This is a genomic window from Pseudomonas bijieensis (genome assembly GCF_013347965.1).
Taxonomy (GTDB): domain Bacteria; phylum Pseudomonadota; class Gammaproteobacteria; order Pseudomonadales; family Pseudomonadaceae; genus Aquipseudomonas; species Aquipseudomonas bijieensis.
Window position 1 is genome coordinate 3,680,394 of the sequence record NZ_CP048810.1, and the last position, 17,660, is coordinate 3,698,053.

Genomic DNA, 17,660 nt, shown 5'->3' on the forward strand with positions numbered 1-17,660 from the left:
TTGGCCTTCTTACCCCGCTGCGCCGCCTCTATCCGCTTCCTGTTCGTCAGGCCAGCATTTTGCCTCGGGCTTCCTTCAGATTCGCGGTCACCCGCGACACCCTTGCCTCTGGCTAACACTTCCCCTTGCCGGGTGTGTAGAGGACTTTCACCTCCAAGTCACCAGCGTGGCCACCATAGCCAAACTGGTTGCGCTTCGCGCAACGCGCCATGCCTGGCGCACCAATAAAAAACCCCGACTCACAGGAGCCGGGGTTTTTCGTTGAAGCGCTACAACGGCTTAGCCGTTGAACACGTCATCCACGCTCTTGAGCGGGTAGTTCTTCGGATACGGCAGGGTCGCCACGCCAGTCTCGATGGCGGCCTTGGCCACGGCGTCGGAGATCAGGGTGATCAGGCGGGCGTCCATTGGTTTCGGAATGATGTACTCACGACCGAACTCCAGCTTGATACCGCCGTAGGCGTCGCACACTTCCTGTGGCACCGGCAGCTTGGCCAGTTCGCGCAGGGCGTTGGCGGCCGCGACTTTCATTTCTTCGTTGATGCGCTTGGCGCGAACGTCCAGGGCACCGCGGAAGATGAACGGGAAGCCCAGTACGTTGTTGACCTGGTTCGGGTAGTCCGAACGGCCGGTGGCCATGATCACGTCGCTGCGGGTAGCGTGAGCCAGCTCCGGGGAGATTTCCGGATCCGGGTTCGAGCAGGCGAACACGATCGGGTTCGGCGCCATGCGCAGCAGGTTTTCCGGGCTCAGCAGGTTCGGACCCGACAGACCGACGAATACGTCGGCACCGTCCAGCGCGTCCGCCAGGGAGCGCTTGTCGGTCGCGTGGGCGAACACGGCCTTGTACTGGTTCAGGTCGTCACGGCCGGAGTGGATCACGCCGGTACGGTCGACCATGAAGATGTTTTCGATCTTGGCGCCCATGCTCACCAGCAACTTCATGCAGGAGATGGCCGCGGCGCCGGCACCCAGGCAGACGATCTTGGCTTCAGGCAGGGTTTTGCCAGCGATTTCCAGGGCGTTGATCATGCCGGCCGCGGTGACGATGGCGGTGCCGTGCTGGTCATCGTGGAATACCGGGATGTCGCACTGTTCGATCAGGGCGCGCTCGATCTCGAAGCACTCAGGTGCCTTGATGTCTTCCAGGTTGATGCCGCCGAAGGTGATGGAGATACGCTTGACGGTGTCGATGAAGGCTTGCGGGCTCTCGGAGTCGACTTCGATGTCGAATACGTCGATACCGGCGAAGCGCTTGAACAGCACACCCTTGCCTTCCATGACCGGCTTGGAGGCCAATGGGCCGAGGTTACCCAGGCCGAGAATCGCGGTGCCATCGGAAATGACTGCAACCAGGTTGCCTTTACCGGTGTATTTGTAGGCCAGTTCAGGGTCGCGAGCGATTTCGCGTACTGGTTCGGCTACGCCGGGGCTGTAGGCCAGCGACAAGTCGCGAGCAGTAGCGGTGGCCTTGGTGAGCTCGACACTCAGCTTCCCTGGACGAGGATTAGCGTGATATTCGAGAGCGGCAGTTTTCAGATCAGACATGTGGGCATTCCGCTTTTTACTGTGTTGGACAGACGGACCGCCGAGGATACGCGCCTCGTAAAATCCCCACAAGACTGACCAGTCACTACTGTCAAGCGCCCTGCCCTACGACTTTGGGCCAAGAGCCATGAAACACAAGGGCTACATGCATACAATCAGATAGAAAAATGTCTACAATTTTTAATCAAGCCCTCTCGCGCAGCCCGATACCTTGCTTTATCGCAGGCACAAAAAAGGCGTCCACAAGGGACGCCTTCTTTATCAATCTGGAAGGGTCGAGACGACCTTCCAAAATGATCAGCCTCAGGCTTTTGGAGTAACTTTGCCGAAAGCACCGAAACGATCGGCGAACTTCTGAACGCGGCCGCCGGTATCCAGAGTCTTTTGCTTACCGGTGTAGAACGGGTGGCATTCGTTGCAAACGTCGATCGCCAGGGCTTTGCCGTAGGTCGAACGCGTTTCGAACTTGTTGCCGCAGCTGCAGGTTACGGCAATTACTGGGTATTCCGGATGGATATCGGTTTTCATGCTGTTTTCCTCAGGCTAGCGTGCCGCCACCCAACACTATTGTTGAATACCGCACGTAAATAGGCCGCGGATTCTACCAGACAACGTCAATCACGCAAGCTATGACTTGCACCAACCGTCTGCTAGGCTCCCCGCCTCATGCGCAAGCTCTTCCACAAGGGTTGTGCCAAGCCTTCTGAATTTGTCTGTATATCGAGACCCTCCCGCGTGCCCGACGCCATCCTGCGCCTCGCCCTGCCTTCGCCCCTGCGCCGCCTGTTCGACTACCGCGCCCCGGCCGGGGTCCTGCGCGCCCAGTTGCAACCAGGCATGCGCCTGCGGGTACCGTTCGGCCGCCGGGAGATGATCGGGATCCTGGTTGAGGTCACCGATCACAGCGAAGTGCCGGCCGACAAGCTCAAACCGGCCCTGGCCCTGCTCGATGCCACGCCACCCTTGCCGGCGTCGCTGTTCAAGCTGTGCCTGTGGACCTCCCAGTATTACCAGCACAGCCTCGGCGATACCTTGAGCTGGGCGCTGCCGGTACTGCTGCGCCAGGGCGAACTGGCCGAGGCGCGCCAGGAGCGGTTCTGGTCGGTGGCCCCGGGAGCCTCGCTGGACGATCCGCGCATCGCCCGTGCCCCGCGCCAGCGCGAAGCCCTGGCGACCCTGGCCCAACATCCCCACGGTGTGGCCCATCAATTGCTGAGCAAACTGATGCTCAGCAAGGACAGCCTCGACCTGCTGCTGGCCAAGGACCTGGTCCAGGTGGAGATCCGCAGGCACGCTCCCGGCGCCCGCCACGAACATTGGCTGGCCCAGCCGGAACTGCCGCTCAACGCCGAACAACGGGCCGCTTGCGAAGCGATCCGGGCAGGCTTCGACAGTTATCACGCTTTTCTGCTGGCGGGCGTCACCGGCAGCGGCAAGACCGAAGTTTATCTACAGCTGATCCGCCAGACCCTGGAAGCCGGCAAACAGGCCCTGGTGCTGATTCCGGAAATCAACCTCGGCCCGCAAACCCTGGCGCGCTTCGAACAACGCTTCAACGCCCGGATCGCCCTGGTGCACTCGGCGGTCAACGACCGCGAACGCCTGGAGGCCTGGCTGGCCGCCCGCGATGGCGAGGCCGACATCATCATCGGCACCCGTTCGGCCCTGTTCACGCCGATGAAAAACCCCGGCCTGATCATCATCGACGAAGAACACGACGGCTCCTATAAACAGCAGGAAGGCCTGCGCTACCACGCCCGCGACCTGGCGCTGGTGCGCGCGCGCCAGGAAAACATCCCCATTGTCCTGGGCTCGGCGACGCCGTCCCTGGAAAGCCTGCACAACGCCTATACCGGCCGCTACGGCCTGCTGCGCCTGAACGAACGGGCCGGCGGCGCCAAGCAGCCGCGCTTCCTGCGCCTGGATGTGAAAAGCCGTCCGCTGGACAGCGGTATTTCCGGGCCGATGCAGCAAGCCATCGGCCAGACCCTGGCCGCCGGGCAGCAGGTCCTGGTGTTTCTCAATCGCCGCGGGTTTGCCCCGACCCTGTTGTGCCATGACTGTGGCTGGATGTCCGGTTGCGAACGCTGCGACGCGCGGATGACCGTGCATCAGCGCCACGGCGAACTGCGTTGCCACCATTGCGGCCACGTCGAGCGCGTGCCAAGGCACTGCCCACAGTGCGGCAAAGTGGATTTGCGCCCGGTCGGCGCCGGCACCGAACGCGCCGAAGAACGGCTGGGCATCCTGTTCCCCGATTACCCGGTATTGCGGGTGGATCGCGACAGCACCTCGCGCAAGGACGCGATGAACCAGTTGTTCGCCACGATCCAGAAGGGCCAGCCGTGCATCCTGGTGGGCACGCAGATGCTCGCCAAGGGGCACCACTTTCCCCGGGTCACGCTGGTGTCGATCCTCGACGCCGATGGCGGCCTGTTCTCCGGTGACTTCCGCGCCAGCGAGCGCATGGCGCAGTTGATCGTCCAGGTCGCGGGGCGGGCCGGACGGGCCGAGGAGCCGGGCAAAGTGATTATCCAGACGCACCTGGCCGATCACCCGTTGTTGATCCAACTGACCGAACAAGGTTATTTCGCCTTCGCCGAACAGGCCTTGAGCGAACGGCGCAGCGCTGGTCTGCCGCCGTTTGCCCACCTGGCATTGCTGCGGGCCGAAGCCCACAAGCCGGGGCAGGCCGAAGCATTCCTCGACGAGGCCTGCAGCGAGGCAGAACGCTTGCTGGCAGAGCAGAGCCTCACCGGCATCGAACTGTTGGGCCCGGTACCGGCACCGATGGAACGGCGGGCCGGGCGCTATCGCGCGCAGCTTTTATTGCAAGCCAATGCCCGGGCGCCACTGCATCGTCTGCTGAGTGCCTGGCTGCTGGTGCTGGAACAAATGCCCAGCGGGCGAGCGGTGCGCTGGTCGCTGGATGTGGATCCGGTGGACTTGTATTGACCCGGGCATCGTCATCGCGAGCAGGCTCGCTCCCACATAGGAATGCAATTTTCTGTGGGAGCGAGCCTGCTCGCGATGACGCCCGAATAGTCACCACACATCCCCAACCGACCCGCTACAGTTGGCAAGCCCGCCTTCGCCACGGATAATGCCCAGTTTTTCCACCAGCGCATCGAAGCGCCGCCGCGCCTGCGGTTGAAAGAGAAGACCATGAAAGACACCATTCGCCAGCTCATCCAGCAAGCCATCGCCCAACTCGTCGCTGAAGGTGTGCTGCCAGAAGGCCTGTCGCCGGCGATTCAGGTCGAAAACACCCGCGACAAGACCCACGGCGACTTCGCCAGCAACATCGCGATGATGCTCGCCAAACCGGCCGGCATGAAACCGCGGGACCTGGCGGAAAAAATCATCGCCGCGCTGCCGGCCGACGAAAATGTCAGCAAGGCGGACATTGCCGGCCCCGGCTTCATCAATTTCTTCCAGAACACCCAGGCCCTGGCTTCGCGCCTGGACGCGGCCCTGGCCGACGCGCGCCTCGGCGTGCGCAAGGCCGGCCCGTTGCAGCGCACCGTGGTCGACCTCTCGGCGCCCAACCTCGCCAAGGAAATGCACGTCGGCCACCTGCGCTCGACCATCATCGGCGACGGCGTGGCCCGGGTCCTGGAGTTTCTTGGCGACACCGTGATCCGCCAGAACCACGTCGGCGACTGGGGCACCCAGTTCGGCATGCTGATGGCCTACCTGCAGGAAAACCCGATCACCAGCGACGAACTGTCGGACCTGGAGAACTTCTATCGCGCCGCCAAGCAACGCTTCGACGAGTCGCCCGAGTTCGCCGACCGCGCCCGTGGCCTGGTGGTCAAGCTGCAGGCCGGCGATGCCGAGTGCCTGGCGCTGTGGAGCAAGTTCAAGGACATTTCCCTGTCCCACTGCCAGAAAATCTACGAACTGCTGAACGTCAAATTGACCATGGCCGACGTGATGGGCGAAAGCGCCTATAACGACGACCTGATCAACGTGGTCAACGACCTCAAGGCCAAGGGCATGCTGGTGGAAAGCAACGGCGCCCAGTGTGTGTTCCTCGACCAATTCAAGACCGCCGATGGCGAGCCGCTGCCGGTGATCATCGTCAAGGCCGACGGTGGCTACCTCTACGCCACCACTGACCTGGCGGCCGTGCGCTACCGCAACGGCGTGCTCAAGGCCGATCGAGTGCTGTACTTCGTCGACCAGCGCCAGGCCCTGCACTTCCAGCAGGTGTTCGAAGTCGCGCGCCAGGCCGGTTTCGTGACCCGTCCAATGGAAATGGAGCACATGGGCTTCGGCACCATGAACGGCGCCGACGGTCGTCCGTTCAAGACCCGTGACGGCGGCACGGTGAAGTTGATCGACCTGCTGACCGAAGCTCAGGAGCGCGCCTACATCCTGGTCAAGAGCAAGAACCCGGACCTGGCCGAAGACGAACTGCGCAAGATCGCCAAGGTCGTGGGCATCGACGCGGTGAAATACGCCGACCTGTCCAAGCATCGCACCAGCGACTACAGCTTCAACTTCGACCTGATGCTCAACTTCGAAGGCAACACCGCGCCGTACCTGCTGTACGCCTACACCCGCGTGGCCGGGGTGTTCCGCAAGCTCGGCAAAAGCTTCAGCGAAGTGGACGGCCAGATCGTGCTTGAAGCCGCCCAGGAACAGGAGCTGGCGGCGAAACTGGCGCAGTTCGGTGAAGTGCTGAACAACGTCGCCGACAAGGGCACACCGCACATCCTGTGCGCCTACCTGTACGATGTGGCCGGCCTGTTCTCCAGCTTCTACGAGAACTGCCCGATCCTCAATGCGCAAACCCCAGAGCAAATGCAGAGCCGCCTGCGCCTCGCCGCGCTGACCGGGCGTACGCTCAAGCAAGGCCTGGAGCTGCTGGGCCTGGAAACCCTGGAGCGCATGTAAGTTGGCCGCCAAGAAAAAACCTGCACCCAAGCGCGGCGCCAGTCGTTACCAGCCTCCAGCCAAGAAACCGATTCCGGGCTGGTTGTGGATGGCCATCGGCCTGACCGTCGGCGCTTTCATTGTGTTCCTGATGAAGCTGGAGCCGGGCCAGGGCGATGACGTCAAGCGCGTCCGGCAGGAGCAGCAGAAAGCCACGCGCATCGCCGAGGCCAACAAGACCCCGCCGAGTCCGACGCAACCGGTGAAGCCGAAATACGACTTCTACACCTTGCTGCCGGAATCGGAAGTCATCGTGCCGCCCGATGCCGTGCCGGAGAAAACCCTGCCGACACCGCAAGTGCCCACTACACCGGTGACCCCGGCCGAAGCGGCGAAAATCGACACCGCTCGCGCCCAGGCAGCCCTGGCCGGCATCACGCCGCCACCGGCCCCGCCGGTGCAGAAAGCCGCGCCGGTGACCAAGTTCTTCCTCCAGGCCGGATCGTTCCGCAAGGAGGCCGACGCCGACAAGGTCCGGGCGCAGATCATTCTGCTGGGCCAGTCCGTGTCGGTGGAGTCCGGCACCGTCAAGGACGAAACCTGGTACCGGGTATTGGTCGGCCCGTTCAGCAACCGCGAAGAACTGACCAAGGCCCAGAAACAACTGGCCGGCAGCGGTTTCAGCAACCTGTTGTTACAACAACGCCAGAGCCGCTGATTTCTGCTGAAAACACCCGGTGCTGTGGGGCTTTTGTGGCGAGGGAGCTTGCTCCCGCTGGGCTGCGTAGCAGCCCCAAAAGCTTGGGACCGCTGCGCGCTCCAACGGGAGCAAGCTCCCTCGCCACAGTGAATGCCTTTGCCACAAACTTGATTGCCCCCAGGGCGCCGCTCGTCCCCTCTCCCTCCCCGCAGTTGAAAAACCCCGCGCCACCCCCATATGAGTTCCATCCGGGCATTTTCGCCCCGCTGCGTGGAGACTCTCCCTTGACCACCATCGTTTCAGTCCGCCGTCATGGCAAAGTCGTCATGGGCGGTGACGGCCAGGTTTCACTGGGCAACACCGTGATGAAAGGCAACGCGAAGAAAGTCCGCCGCCTGTATCACGGCGAGGTCATCGCCGGTTTTGCCGGTGCCACTGCCGACGCCTTCACGTTGTTCGAACGTTTCGAAGGCCAGCTGGAAAAACACCAGGGCCATCTGGTCCGTGCCGCCGTGGAACTGGCCAAGGAATGGCGCACCGACCGCTCTCTGAGCCGCCTCGAAGCCATGCTCGCGGTCGCCAACAAGGACGCCTCCCTGATCATCACCGGCAACGGCGATGTCGTTGAGCCCGAGGACGGCCTGATCGCCATGGGTTCCGGCGGCGCCTACGCCCAGGCGGCGGCCAGCGCGCTGCTGAAAAAAACCGACCTGTCGGCCCGTGAGATCGTCGAGACTGCCTTGGGCATCGCCGGCGACATCTGCGTCTTCACCAATCACACCCAGACCATTGAGGAGCAGGACCTCGCCGAATAAGCCTGCCACTTGCGCACCGGCTCATTCATGCTTGAGGACCGCCAATTACTATGTCCATGACTCCCCGCGAAATCGTCCACGAACTCAATCGCCATATCATCGGCCAGGACGATGCCAAGCGCGCCGTCGCCATTGCCCTGCGCAATCGCTGGCGGCGGATGCAGTTGCCCGAAGAGCTGCGCGTCGAGGTGACCCCCAAGAACATCCTGATGATCGGCCCGACCGGTGTCGGTAAAACCGAAATCGCCCGGCGCCTGGCCAAACTCGCCAACGCGCCGTTCATCAAGGTCGAGGCCACCAAGTTCACCGAAGTCGGCTATGTCGGCCGCGACGTCGAGTCGATCATCCGTGACTTGGCCGATGCCGCCATCAAGCTGCTGCGCGAACAGGAAATCACCAAGGTTCGCCACCGCGCCGAAGACGCCGCCGAAGAGCGCATCCTCGACGCCCTGCTGCCACCGGCGCGCATGGGCTTCAACGCCGACTCTGCCGCAACCCAGGACTCCAACACCCGCCAGCTGTTCCGCAAGCGCCTGCGCGAAGGCCAGCTGGATGACAAGGAAATCGAGATCGAAGTCGCCGAAATGGCCGGCGTCGACATTTCCGCGCCACCGGGCATGGAAGAAATGACCAACCAGTTGCAGAGCCTGTTCGCCAACATGGGCAAAGGCAAGAAAAAGAACCGCAAGCTCAAGGTCAAGGAAGCGCTGAAACTGGTGCGCGATGAAGAGGCCAGCCGCCTGGTCAACGAAGAAGAGTTGAAGGCCAAGGCGCTGGAGGCGGTCGAGCAACACGGCATCGTGTTCATCGACGAAATCGACAAGGTCGCCAAGCGCGGCAATGTCGGCGGCGCCGATGTGTCCCGCGAGGGTGTACAACGCGACCTGCTGCCGCTGATCGAAGGCTGCACGGTCAACACCAAGCTGGGCATGGTCAAGACTGACCACATCCTGTTCATCGCTTCCGGTGCCTTCCACCTGAGCAAGCCGAGCGACCTGGTGCCGGAGCTACAGGGTCGCCTGCCGATCCGTGTCGAGCTCAAGGCGCTGACGCCGGAAGACTTCGAGCGCATCCTGAGCGAGCCTCACGCGTCCTTGACCGAACAGTATTGCGCACTGCTCAAGACCGAAGGCCTGAACATCGAGTTCACGCCAGAAGGCATCAAGCGCCTGGCCCAGATCGCCTGGCAGGTCAACGAAAAGACCGAGAACATCGGTGCCCGTCGCCTGCACACGCTGCTCGAACGCCTGCTGGAGGAAGTCTCGTTCAGCGCCGGCGACCTGGCCAGTGCCCATAATGAAGCGCCGATCCTGATCGACGCCGAGTACGTCAACAGCCACCTGGGTGAACTGGCGCAGAACGAAGACCTGTCGCGGTATATCCTGTAAGCCACACGCTATGTGAGTGGGCTCTTGTGGCGAGGGAGCTTGCTCCCGCTGGGCCGCGAAGCGGCCCCAAAACCCGTGGCCGCCGCTTATCAGGAACTGGTCGCGATTTTTTTGGGAGGGCTTCGCCCTCCAGCGGGAGCAAGCTCCCTCGCCACATATCGTTCACGCAAGCTTGCAAGAGACTGACGCCCCATGACCAAACTCCCCACCGCCATCAACCTGCACAAAGCCTCCAGGACCCTGACGCTCAAGTACGCGCCAGACGAGGAGTACCACCTGCCCGCCGAATTCCTGCGAGTGCACTCGCCTTCCGCCGAGGTCCAGGGCCATGGCAAACCCATCCTGCAATACGGCAAGCTCAACGTCGGCCTGACCAAGGTCGAACCGGCCGGCCAGTACGCACTGAAACTGACCTTTGACGACGGCCACGACAGCGGACTGTTCACTTGGGATTATCTCTATCAGTTGGCGGTGCGCCAGCAAGACCTGTGGAACGATTATCTTGGCGAACTCAAGGCCGCCGGAAAAACCCGCGATCCGAACGAGTCCGTCGTCAAGCTGATGCTCTAGCTCAAGGGCTGGCGCTTTAGGGGGAATTTTCTAGACTCATCTGCTTGAATGCCCGCGCAGCAACGTCAATGACTGGCCTGCTTGCGAAAAAAATTAAACTCGGGTAACCAATGGAGCTGGCAAGTTACCTGCAAAGGAACCGACGAGTTCCTGGCATACGTTTCCTCATTGGCCCTCGATGCGGAATTAATGGTCACCCGAGCAGCGTACCTGGTATTGGCTGTGTGGCTTCATGGCACGATACGGGTACTCGTCTGAAGGACAATGGAGCGTCGTAGATGAGCAACAAGAACAACGATGACCTGAAGTACCAGGCCTCGGAAAATACCCTGGGGTTGAATCCCGTCGTCGGCTTGCGCAGGAAAGACCTGCTGGCCTCTGCCCGCATGGTGCTGACCCAGGCCATCAAGCAACCGCTGCACAGCGTCAAGCACGTCGCTCATTTCGGCGTCGAACTCAAGAATGTCCTGTTCGGCAGATCCGAACTGCAACCGGCCGGTGACGACCGTCGCTTCGTCGACCCGGCGTGGAGCCAGAACCCGCTCTACAAACGTTACCTGCAAACCTACCTGGCGTGGCGCAAGGAGCTGCACGCCTGGATCGACGACAGCAACCTCTCGCCGGCGGACATCAGCCGCGGGCATTTCGTGATCAACCTGATGACCGAAGCCATGGCGCCGACCAACTCGGCGGCCAACCCGGCGGCGGTCAAGCGCTTCTTCGAAACCGGCGGCAAGAGCCTGCTGGACGGCCTGTCCCACCTGGCCAAGGATCTGGTGCACAACGGCGGGATGCCGAGCCAGGTCAACATGGGTGCGTTCGAGGTCGGCAAGAGCCTGGGCGTGACCGAAGGCGCCGTAGTGTTTCGCAACGACGTGCTGGAGCTGATCCAGTACCGGCCCATCACCGAGCAGGTCCACGAGCGACCGCTGCTGGTGGTGCCACCACAGATCAACAAGTTTTACGTTTTCGACCTGAGCCCGGACAAGAGCCTGGCGCGCTTCTGCCTGCGCAGCAACGTGCAGACCTTCATCGTCAGTTGGCGCAACCCCACCAAGGAGCAGCGCGAGTGGGGCCTGTCGACCTACATCGAGGCACTCAAGGAAGCGGTGGACGTGGTCACGGCCATCACCGGCAGCAAGGACGTGAACATGCTCGGGGCCTGCTCGGGCGGCATCACCTGCACCGCGCTGCTGGGCCATTACGCCGCCCTCGGCGAGAAAAAGGTCAACGCCCTGACCTTGCTGGTGAGTGTGCTCGACACCACCCTGGACACCGACGTGGCGCTGTTCGTCGACGAGCAGACCCTGGAAGCGGCCAAGCGCCACTCCTACCAGGCCGGCGTACTCGAGGGCCGCGACATGGCCAAGGTGTTCGCCTGGATGCGCCCCAACGACCTGATCTGGAACTACTGGGTCAACAACTACCTGTTGGGCAACGAACCGCCGGTGTTCGACATCCTGTTCTGGAACAACGACACCACGAGGCTGCCGGCGGCGTTCCACGGCGACCTCATCGAAATGTTCAAGAACAACCCACTGATCCGTCCCAATGCACTGGAAGTGTGCGGCACGCCCATCGACCTCAAGCAGGTCACCGCCGACATCTTCTCCCTGGCCGGCACCAACGACCACATCACACCGTGGAAGTCCTGCTACAAGTCGGCGCAGTTGTTTGGCGGCAAGGTGGAGTTCGTGCTGTCGAGCAGCGGCCATATCCAGAGCATCCTCAACCCGCCAGGCAACCCCAAGTCACGCTACATGACCGGCGAGGACATGCCGGCCAAGGCCGAGGACTGGCAGGAAAACTCCACCAAGCACACCGATTCCTGGTGGCTGCACTGGCAGGCCTGGCAGGCCGAGCGCTCGGGCAAACTGAAAAAAAGCCCCTACCGTGCTGGGCAACAAGGCCTACCCGGCCGGTGAAGCGGCGCCTGGCACCTATGTGCATGAGCGGTAGGAAATGCAACTCGTCTGCTGCGGGAATGAGCTTGCTCACGAATACATCCCGCCAGCCGACACCGAATGCAAGGCCCACAGCGCTGGGGAACATAAAACCCATGTTCACAGCAGATCCCCTGTGGAGCGAGCCTGCTCGCGATAACGGTGTGTCAGCCCACATTGATGTTGGATGTACCGCCGTCATCGCGAGCAGGCTCGCTCCCACAGGGGATAGGGGAAAAAATGAAAGACAGCGATCCAACCCATAGGGCTTGAAGCATGCCGCAACCGTACATCTTCCGTACCGTCGATCTGGATGGCCAGACCTTGCGCACCGCGGTACGTCCCGGCAAGCCTCACTTGACGCCCCTGCTGATTTTCAACGGCATCGGCGCCAACCTCGAGCTGGTGTTCCCGTTCATCCAGGCCCTGGACCCGGACCTGGAAGTCATCGCCTTTGACGTGCCCGGTGTCGGCGGCTCATCGACGCCCAACCGGCCGTATCGCTTTCCCGGGCTGGCAAAACTCACTGCGAGGATGCTCGATTACCTGGACTACGGGCAGGTCAACGTGATCGGCGTGTCCTGGGGGGGCGCCCTGGCCCAGCAGTTCGCCTATGACTACCCGGAGCGCTGCAAGAAGCTGGTCCTGGCGGCCACGGCGGCTGGGGCGGTGATGGTGCCGGGCAAACCGAAGGTGCTGTGGATGATGGCCAGCCCTCGGCGCTATGTTCAACCGTCCCACGTGATGCGTATCGCACCGCTGATCTACGGTGGCTCGTTCCGCCGCGACCCGAGCCTGGCGGCCAGCCATGCGGCCAAGGTTCGTTCGGCGGGCAAGCTTGGGTATTACTGGCAACTGTTCGCCGGTCTGGGCTGGACCAGCATCCACTGGCTGCACAAGATCCACCAGCCGACCCTGGTGCTGGCCGGCGACGACGACCCGCTGATTCCACTGATCAACATGCGCATGCTGGCCTGGCGCATTCCCAACGCCCAATTGCACATCATCGATGACGGCCATCTGTTCCTGATCACCCGGGCCGAAGCGGTGGCACCGATCATCATGAAATTCCTGGAGGAAGAACGTCAGCGTGCAGTGATGCATCCGCATCCCTCGCCGCTGGGCGGCTGAAACCGCCCATTAGCGCCTGGCAGGACGCCGGACCGCGCAACGACCCGAAACAGCGACTATGTTGTCTGGTTCGGTGTGTTTGTTTTTAGCCTGATGACGAAGGAGTTGACTCATGCGCGACAAACCGGCGAAGGGTTCCATGCCCGCCCCTGCCAGCTTCATCAACGCACAAAGTGCAGTCACCGGCTTGCGTGGCAGAGACCTGCTGTCCACCTTGCGCAGCGTGGCCGCACATGGCTTGCGCAACCCGGTGCACAGTGCCCGGCATGCGTTGAAGCTGGGCAGTCAACTGGGCCGTGTGCTGCTGGGCGAGACCCTGCACCCCACCAACCCCAACGACCAGCGTTTCGCCGACCCCACCTGGCAGCTCAATCCGTTCTACCGCCGCAGCCTGCAGGCCTACCTGAGCTGGCAGAAACAGGTCACGAGCTGGATCGACGAAAGCACCATGAGCCAGGATGACCGCGCCCGCGCCCACTTCGCCTTCGCCCTGCTCAACGATGCCGTGTCGCCGTCCAATACCTTGCTCAACCCACTGGCGGTCAAGGAACTGTTCAACTCCGGCGGCGCCAGCCTGGTTCGAGGTATCAGCCACCTGGTAGACGACCTGCTGCACAACGACGGCTTGCCGCGCCAAACCACGCCCCACGCCTTTGAAGTCGGCAAGACCCTGGCGACCACACCCGGAGCGGTGGTGTTTCGCAACGAATTGCTCGAGCTGATCCAGTACCGGCCCATGAGCGAAAAACAGTACGCCAAGCCCTTGCTGATCGTGCCGCCGCAGATCAACAAGTTCTACATTTTCGACCTGAGCCCTTCCAACAGCTTCGTTCAGTACGCCCTGAAAAACGGTTTGCAGGTCTTCATCATCAGTTGGCGCAACCCGGATGTACGCCACCGCGAATGGGGCCTGTCCAGTTATGTCGAGGCTGCGGAGGAGGCCATGAATGTCTGCCGGGCGATCACCGGCGCCCGCGAGGTCAACCTGATGGGTGCCTGCGCCGGGGGCATGACCATCGCCGCCCTGCAAGGCCACCTGCAAGCCAAGCGCCAGCTACGCCGGGTCGCCAGCGCCACGTATCTGGTGAGCCTGCTGGACAGCCAGATCGACAGCCCGGCCACGTTGTTCATCGACGAACAGACCCTAGAAGCCGCCAAGCGCCGCTCCTACCAGAAGGGCATCCTCGATGGTCGCGACATGGCCCGGGTATTCGCCTGGATGCGCCCCAACGATCTGATCTGGACCTACTTCATCAACAACTACCTGCTGGGCAAGGAGCCGCCGGCCTTCGACATCCTCTACTGGAATAACGATTGCACCCGGCTGCCGGCGGCTTACCACGGTGACCTGCTGGACTTCTTCAAGCACAACCCACTGACCCATCCCGGCGGCCTGGAAGTGTGCGGCACGCCAATCGACCTGCAGAAAGTGACGGTGGACAGTTTCAGCGTGGGTGGCATCAACGACCACATCACGCCCTGGGACGCGGTGTACCGCTCGACGCTGTTGCTCGGTGGCGAAAAACGCTTCGTGCTTTCCAACAGCGGCCATGTCCAGAGCATCCTCAACCCACCGGGCAACCCCAAGGCCAATTACATCGAAAGCGCGAAACTGAGCAGCGACCCACGGGCCTGGTACTACGACGCCAAGCACGTCGAAGGCAGTTGGTGGACCCAGTGGCTGGGCTGGATCCAGGAGCGCTCCGGCGCCCAACACGAAACCCAAATGACCTTGGGCAACGCGAACTACCCGCCTCTGGACGCAGCCCCGGGGACCTATGTTCGCGTGCGCTGAAGGCCCCACTCCACGGCCAGGTTATTGGCCGTGGCACGACTTGATCACTAAGAAGAACGGATGAAAACCCGCGATCGCATCCTCGAATGTGCCCTGCAGTTATTCAACGAAAAGGGCGAACCGAACGTATCCACCATGGAAGTTGCCAACGAAATGGGCATCAGCCCGGGCAACCTCTACTACCACTTCCATGGCAAGGAGCCGCTGATCCTCGGGTTGTTCGAGCGGTTCCAGAGCGAACTGGCACCGCTGCTGGACCCTCCGGCGGACGTGCAGTTGGCGCCGGAAGACTATTGGTTGTTCCTGCATCTGATCGTCGAGCGTCTGGCCCAGTACCGGTTTCTGTTCCAGGACCTGTCGAACCTGGCCGGGCGCTTGCCGAAGCTGGCCAAGGGCATTCGCCAACTGCTCAATGCCCTGAAGCGAACCCTCGCCTCGTTGCTGGCGCAACTCAAGGCCCAGGGGTTGCTGGTCAGCGATACCCAGGCCCTGGGGCAACTGGTGGAACAGATCACCATGACCTTGCTGTTCTCGCTGGACTATCAGCGGATCCTCGACCGTGAGGGTGAGGTCCGGCTGGTGGTCTACCAGATCATGATGCTGGTAGCCCCGCACCTGCCGCCGGCGACCAAGGTGGCGACCGAGCAATTGGCGTTGCGCTACCTGGAAGAACACGAGTAAGTACCTTGTGGGAGCGAGCCTGCTCGCGATGACGGTCGCACATCCAACATCAATGTGGCTGACACACCGCAATCGCGAGCAGGCTCACTCCCACATTATTTTCTGGGTGATTTCAATATTTGCACCACCACTCCCACAGGTTGACCTGCGTACAAACAAAAACGCCCGACCTTCACAGGCCGGGCGTTTTTGCATGTCCTCAAGAATCAGGACTGGGTGGGAGGCGTCGTTGGAGCCGGCGCGGTAGTCGGAGTGGCGACCGGGGTCGGCGCTGCGGCGGAGTTCGCCGTGCTCACCGGGGTAGCCGGTTTGGCGGCCGCGGTCGGCGCCTTCGGTGCAGTTGCTTTTGGCGCCGCCGGTTTTTTCACAGCCGGTTTTTTTGCCACCGCAGGTTTAGCGGCTGCTTTGGCAGCAGGCTTGGCGGCAGGTTTGGCTGCCGCTTTGGCCGTAGCAGGTTTGGCCGCTGCGGTTTTAGCAGCAGGTTTGGCCGCTGGCTTGGCTGCCGCTTTCGCCGCCACCGGTTTGGCCGCCGCTTTGGCAGCAGGTTTGGCCGCTGCGGTTTTAGCCGCGGGCTTGGCCGCTGCTTTGGCAGCAGGCTTGGCGGCGGTTTTTGCCGCGGCCTTGACCAATGGCTTGGCTGCCGTTTTGGTCGCCGGCTTGGCCGCTGCCGGCTTGGCCGCTGCCGTCTTGGTCGCTACCGGTGCGACTTTGGCGCCAGTGAGTTTTTCGATCTGCTTGGTCAACGTATCGACCTTGCTGTGCAGCGCCTTCACTTCATTGCGGCTCGGCACGCCCAGACGCGAGATCGCACTGTTCAGGCGCTTGTCGAAAGCCCCTTCCAGTTCGTCCCATTTGCCCAGTGCACGATCCTTCACGCCGCCGATTCGCGACTTGGCGGACTCGGCAGTGCCCTTGGCCGCATCGACTTGTTTGCCGACGGCCGTCTTGGTGAGTTTTTCGGCCTTTTCGCCGTCCTTAACCAGGGACTCGAAGAGTTTGCTGCCGTCAGTGTCGATCTTCGAGTACACGCCTAAACCAGCAAGCCAGATTTTGCGGGAGTATTTTTCAATCTTCCCGGCCCACGAGCTGCCTTCTTTTTCAGTGATCTTTTTGCCAGCCATCCCGTTCTCCTTAATGTTTACGCGCGACACGTTCGAGCAATGCTGTCAGCTCATCGAGCTTAGCAGAGAGTGTCTCAACGTCATGTTTAGACGGAATGCCGATACGATTCAAGGCACTTGCAACACGGGCATCAAATACCTTCTCGACTTTATCGAGTTGTACTTCAACCCGGGCCTTGAAAGTATTGACGTCGGTCTTGGCTTCAATCAATTCGCTGTTGGCCGCTTCAAGTTTCCCGGCAATTTTCTTTTTGCCTTTTGTTTCAATAACTTCGCCAGCCTTTACCAACTCCTGGAAGTACTCGCTGCCTTCCTGGCCGACCTTCGTGTAGGCGCCCAGGCCAGCCAGCCAGATCTTGCGCGCGTACGTTTTTACGTCGCTGAGCGTGGAAGATTCAACGTCGGTTTTTTTCTTCAGAATAACTTTGGCCATGGTGCACCTCACTCGAAAAAAGGTTTGAGGAACTGCCCGCGCATGGACGGGCTCAGGCACAAAGTAGTGACAATAATTAGAAAGGGCACCCTAACAACTGACAGACATCCTGTTGGCGCTGACTTCCCATGTGGGAGCGAGCCTGCTCGCGATAGCGGAGCGTCAGCCAACTTTGATGTGACTGATGCAATGCAATCGCGAGCAAGCTCGCTCCCACAGGTGAATAGGTGGTGAACTTGAGTCACGCATTCCATCCACCCTTCGATCAATCAAACCAACGCCTTATCCAGCGCCTTTTCGATTTCCGTCTTGATCGTGCCGCTCATGGCCGACATCAACATGCCCAGCTCCACATCGACGCGGATCGAATCCTCGCCCACATGCACTTCGCCCTTGACCCCGGAACGCTTGAGTTTCAGGGTATCGCCCTCCCACTGCGGCTCCAGGCCATAGCTGTCGGACAACTTCTGGGCCAGCTTGTCGGCCTTCTCTCGCGCCGCTTCCTTGCCCAGGCCATGGGCACGCTCAACAGTTATACGGGCCATCGGGTGACTCCTGTTTTATCGGGACTTGCCTGAACGTTTCAGACCCTGGCTGCGTCAAAACGTCCCGGCGGTAGCCCATCTTACCTTCAGCCTTGCCAAGACAAAGCCC

General features: G+C 61.6%; 14 protein-coding genes and 1 pseudogene. 10 read left to right on the forward strand and 5 right to left on the reverse strand.

From position 1 onward, the window contains the following. Positions 1–279 precede the first annotated feature (279 nt). Together GN234_RS16085 and rpmE are read right to left on the reverse strand one after the other, a co-directional pair. Complete coding sequence (locus tag GN234_RS16085) at positions 280–1,548, reverse strand: malic enzyme-like NAD(P)-binding protein (protein ID WP_109752035.1); 1,269 nt, start codon at positions 1,546–1,548, stop codon at positions 280–282. 303 nt (positions 1,549–1,851) lie between these two features. Next, the gene (gene rpmE / locus GN234_RS16090; protein ID WP_003196965.1) at positions 1,852–2,076 is read right to left on the reverse strand and encodes a 50S ribosomal protein L31; all 225 of its coding nucleotides are present in this window, start codon (positions 2,074–2,076) and stop codon (positions 1,852–1,854) included. A 207-nt stretch (positions 2,077–2,283) separates the two neighbouring features. Between rpmE and GN234_RS16095 the strand changes: the two genes are divergently transcribed. From GN234_RS16095 to GN234_RS16140, 10 genes and pseudogenes are all read left to right on the forward strand, one after another. Continuing rightward, complete coding sequence (locus GN234_RS16095) at positions 2,284–4,503, forward strand: primosomal protein N' (protein WP_109752034.1); 2,220 nt, start codon at positions 2,284–2,286, stop codon at positions 4,501–4,503. Positions 4,504–4,713: 210 nt separating this feature from the next. Beyond that, the gene (gene argS / locus GN234_RS16100; RefSeq protein WP_176688759.1) at positions 4,714–6,450 is read left to right on the forward strand and encodes an arginine--tRNA ligase; all 1,737 of its coding nucleotides are present in this window, start codon (positions 4,714–4,716) and stop codon (positions 6,448–6,450) included. A gap of 1 nt (position 6,451) precedes the next feature. Beyond that, a complete protein-coding gene (locus GN234_RS16105; RefSeq protein WP_003196959.1) occupies positions 6,452–7,147 on the forward strand; it encodes an SPOR domain-containing protein in 696 nt (231 codons plus the stop codon). 266 nt (positions 7,148–7,413) lie between these two features. Beyond that, positions 7,414–7,944 (forward strand): ATP-dependent protease subunit HslV, encoded by a 531-nt coding sequence (gene hslV / locus GN234_RS16110; protein ID WP_003196958.1) that lies wholly within the window; start codon positions 7,414–7,416, stop codon positions 7,942–7,944. Positions 7,945–7,994: 50 nt separating this feature from the next. Continuing rightward, positions 7,995–9,332 (forward strand): ATP-dependent protease ATPase subunit HslU, encoded by a 1,338-nt coding sequence (hslU, locus tag GN234_RS16115; RefSeq protein WP_176688760.1) that lies wholly within the window; start codon positions 7,995–7,997, stop codon positions 9,330–9,332. 192 nt (positions 9,333–9,524) lie between these two features. Next, positions 9,525–9,902, forward strand: a complete 378-nt coding sequence (locus GN234_RS16120; RefSeq protein WP_109752031.1) for a gamma-butyrobetaine hydroxylase family protein — start codon at positions 9,525–9,527, stop codon at positions 9,900–9,902. A gap of 278 nt (positions 9,903–10,180) precedes the next feature. Then, positions 10,181–11,861, forward strand: a pseudogene (gene phaC / locus GN234_RS16125) (class II poly(R)-hydroxyalkanoic acid synthase). Positions 11,862–12,121: 260 nt separating this feature from the next. Continuing rightward, the gene (phaZ, locus tag GN234_RS16130; protein WP_109752028.1) at positions 12,122–12,976 is read left to right on the forward strand and encodes a poly(3-hydroxyalkanoate) depolymerase; all 855 of its coding nucleotides are present in this window, start codon (positions 12,122–12,124) and stop codon (positions 12,974–12,976) included. Between the two features lie 112 nt (positions 12,977–13,088). After that, the gene (gene phaC / locus GN234_RS16135) at positions 13,089–14,771 is read left to right on the forward strand and encodes a class II poly(R)-hydroxyalkanoic acid synthase (protein WP_176688762.1); all 1,683 of its coding nucleotides are present in this window, start codon (positions 13,089–13,091) and stop codon (positions 14,769–14,771) included. A 60-nt stretch (positions 14,772–14,831) separates the two neighbouring features. Further along, the gene (locus tag GN234_RS16140; protein ID WP_109752026.1) at positions 14,832–15,452 is read left to right on the forward strand and encodes a TetR/AcrR family transcriptional regulator; all 621 of its coding nucleotides are present in this window, start codon (positions 14,832–14,834) and stop codon (positions 15,450–15,452) included. A 206-nt stretch (positions 15,453–15,658) separates the two neighbouring features. On the opposite strand, the gene GN234_RS16145 is transcribed toward GN234_RS16140, so the two are convergent. The 3 genes from GN234_RS16145 to GN234_RS16155 all read right to left on the reverse strand — a co-directional run bounded on the left by GN234_RS16145 (position 15,659) and on the right by GN234_RS16155 (position 17,551). After that, complete coding sequence (locus GN234_RS16145) at positions 15,659–16,573, reverse strand: phasin family protein (RefSeq protein WP_176688763.1); 915 nt, start codon at positions 16,571–16,573, stop codon at positions 15,659–15,661. Between the two features lie 10 nt (positions 16,574–16,583). Further along, positions 16,584–17,006, reverse strand: a complete 423-nt coding sequence (locus tag GN234_RS16150; RefSeq protein WP_039592410.1) for a phasin family protein — start codon at positions 17,004–17,006, stop codon at positions 16,584–16,586. A gap of 269 nt (positions 17,007–17,275) precedes the next feature. Then, positions 17,276–17,551: a polyhydroxyalkanoic acid system family protein gene (locus tag GN234_RS16155; protein WP_109752024.1), complete on the reverse strand. Its 276-nt coding sequence runs from the start codon at positions 17,549–17,551 to the stop codon at positions 17,276–17,278. Positions 17,552–17,660: the final 109 nt, after the last annotated feature.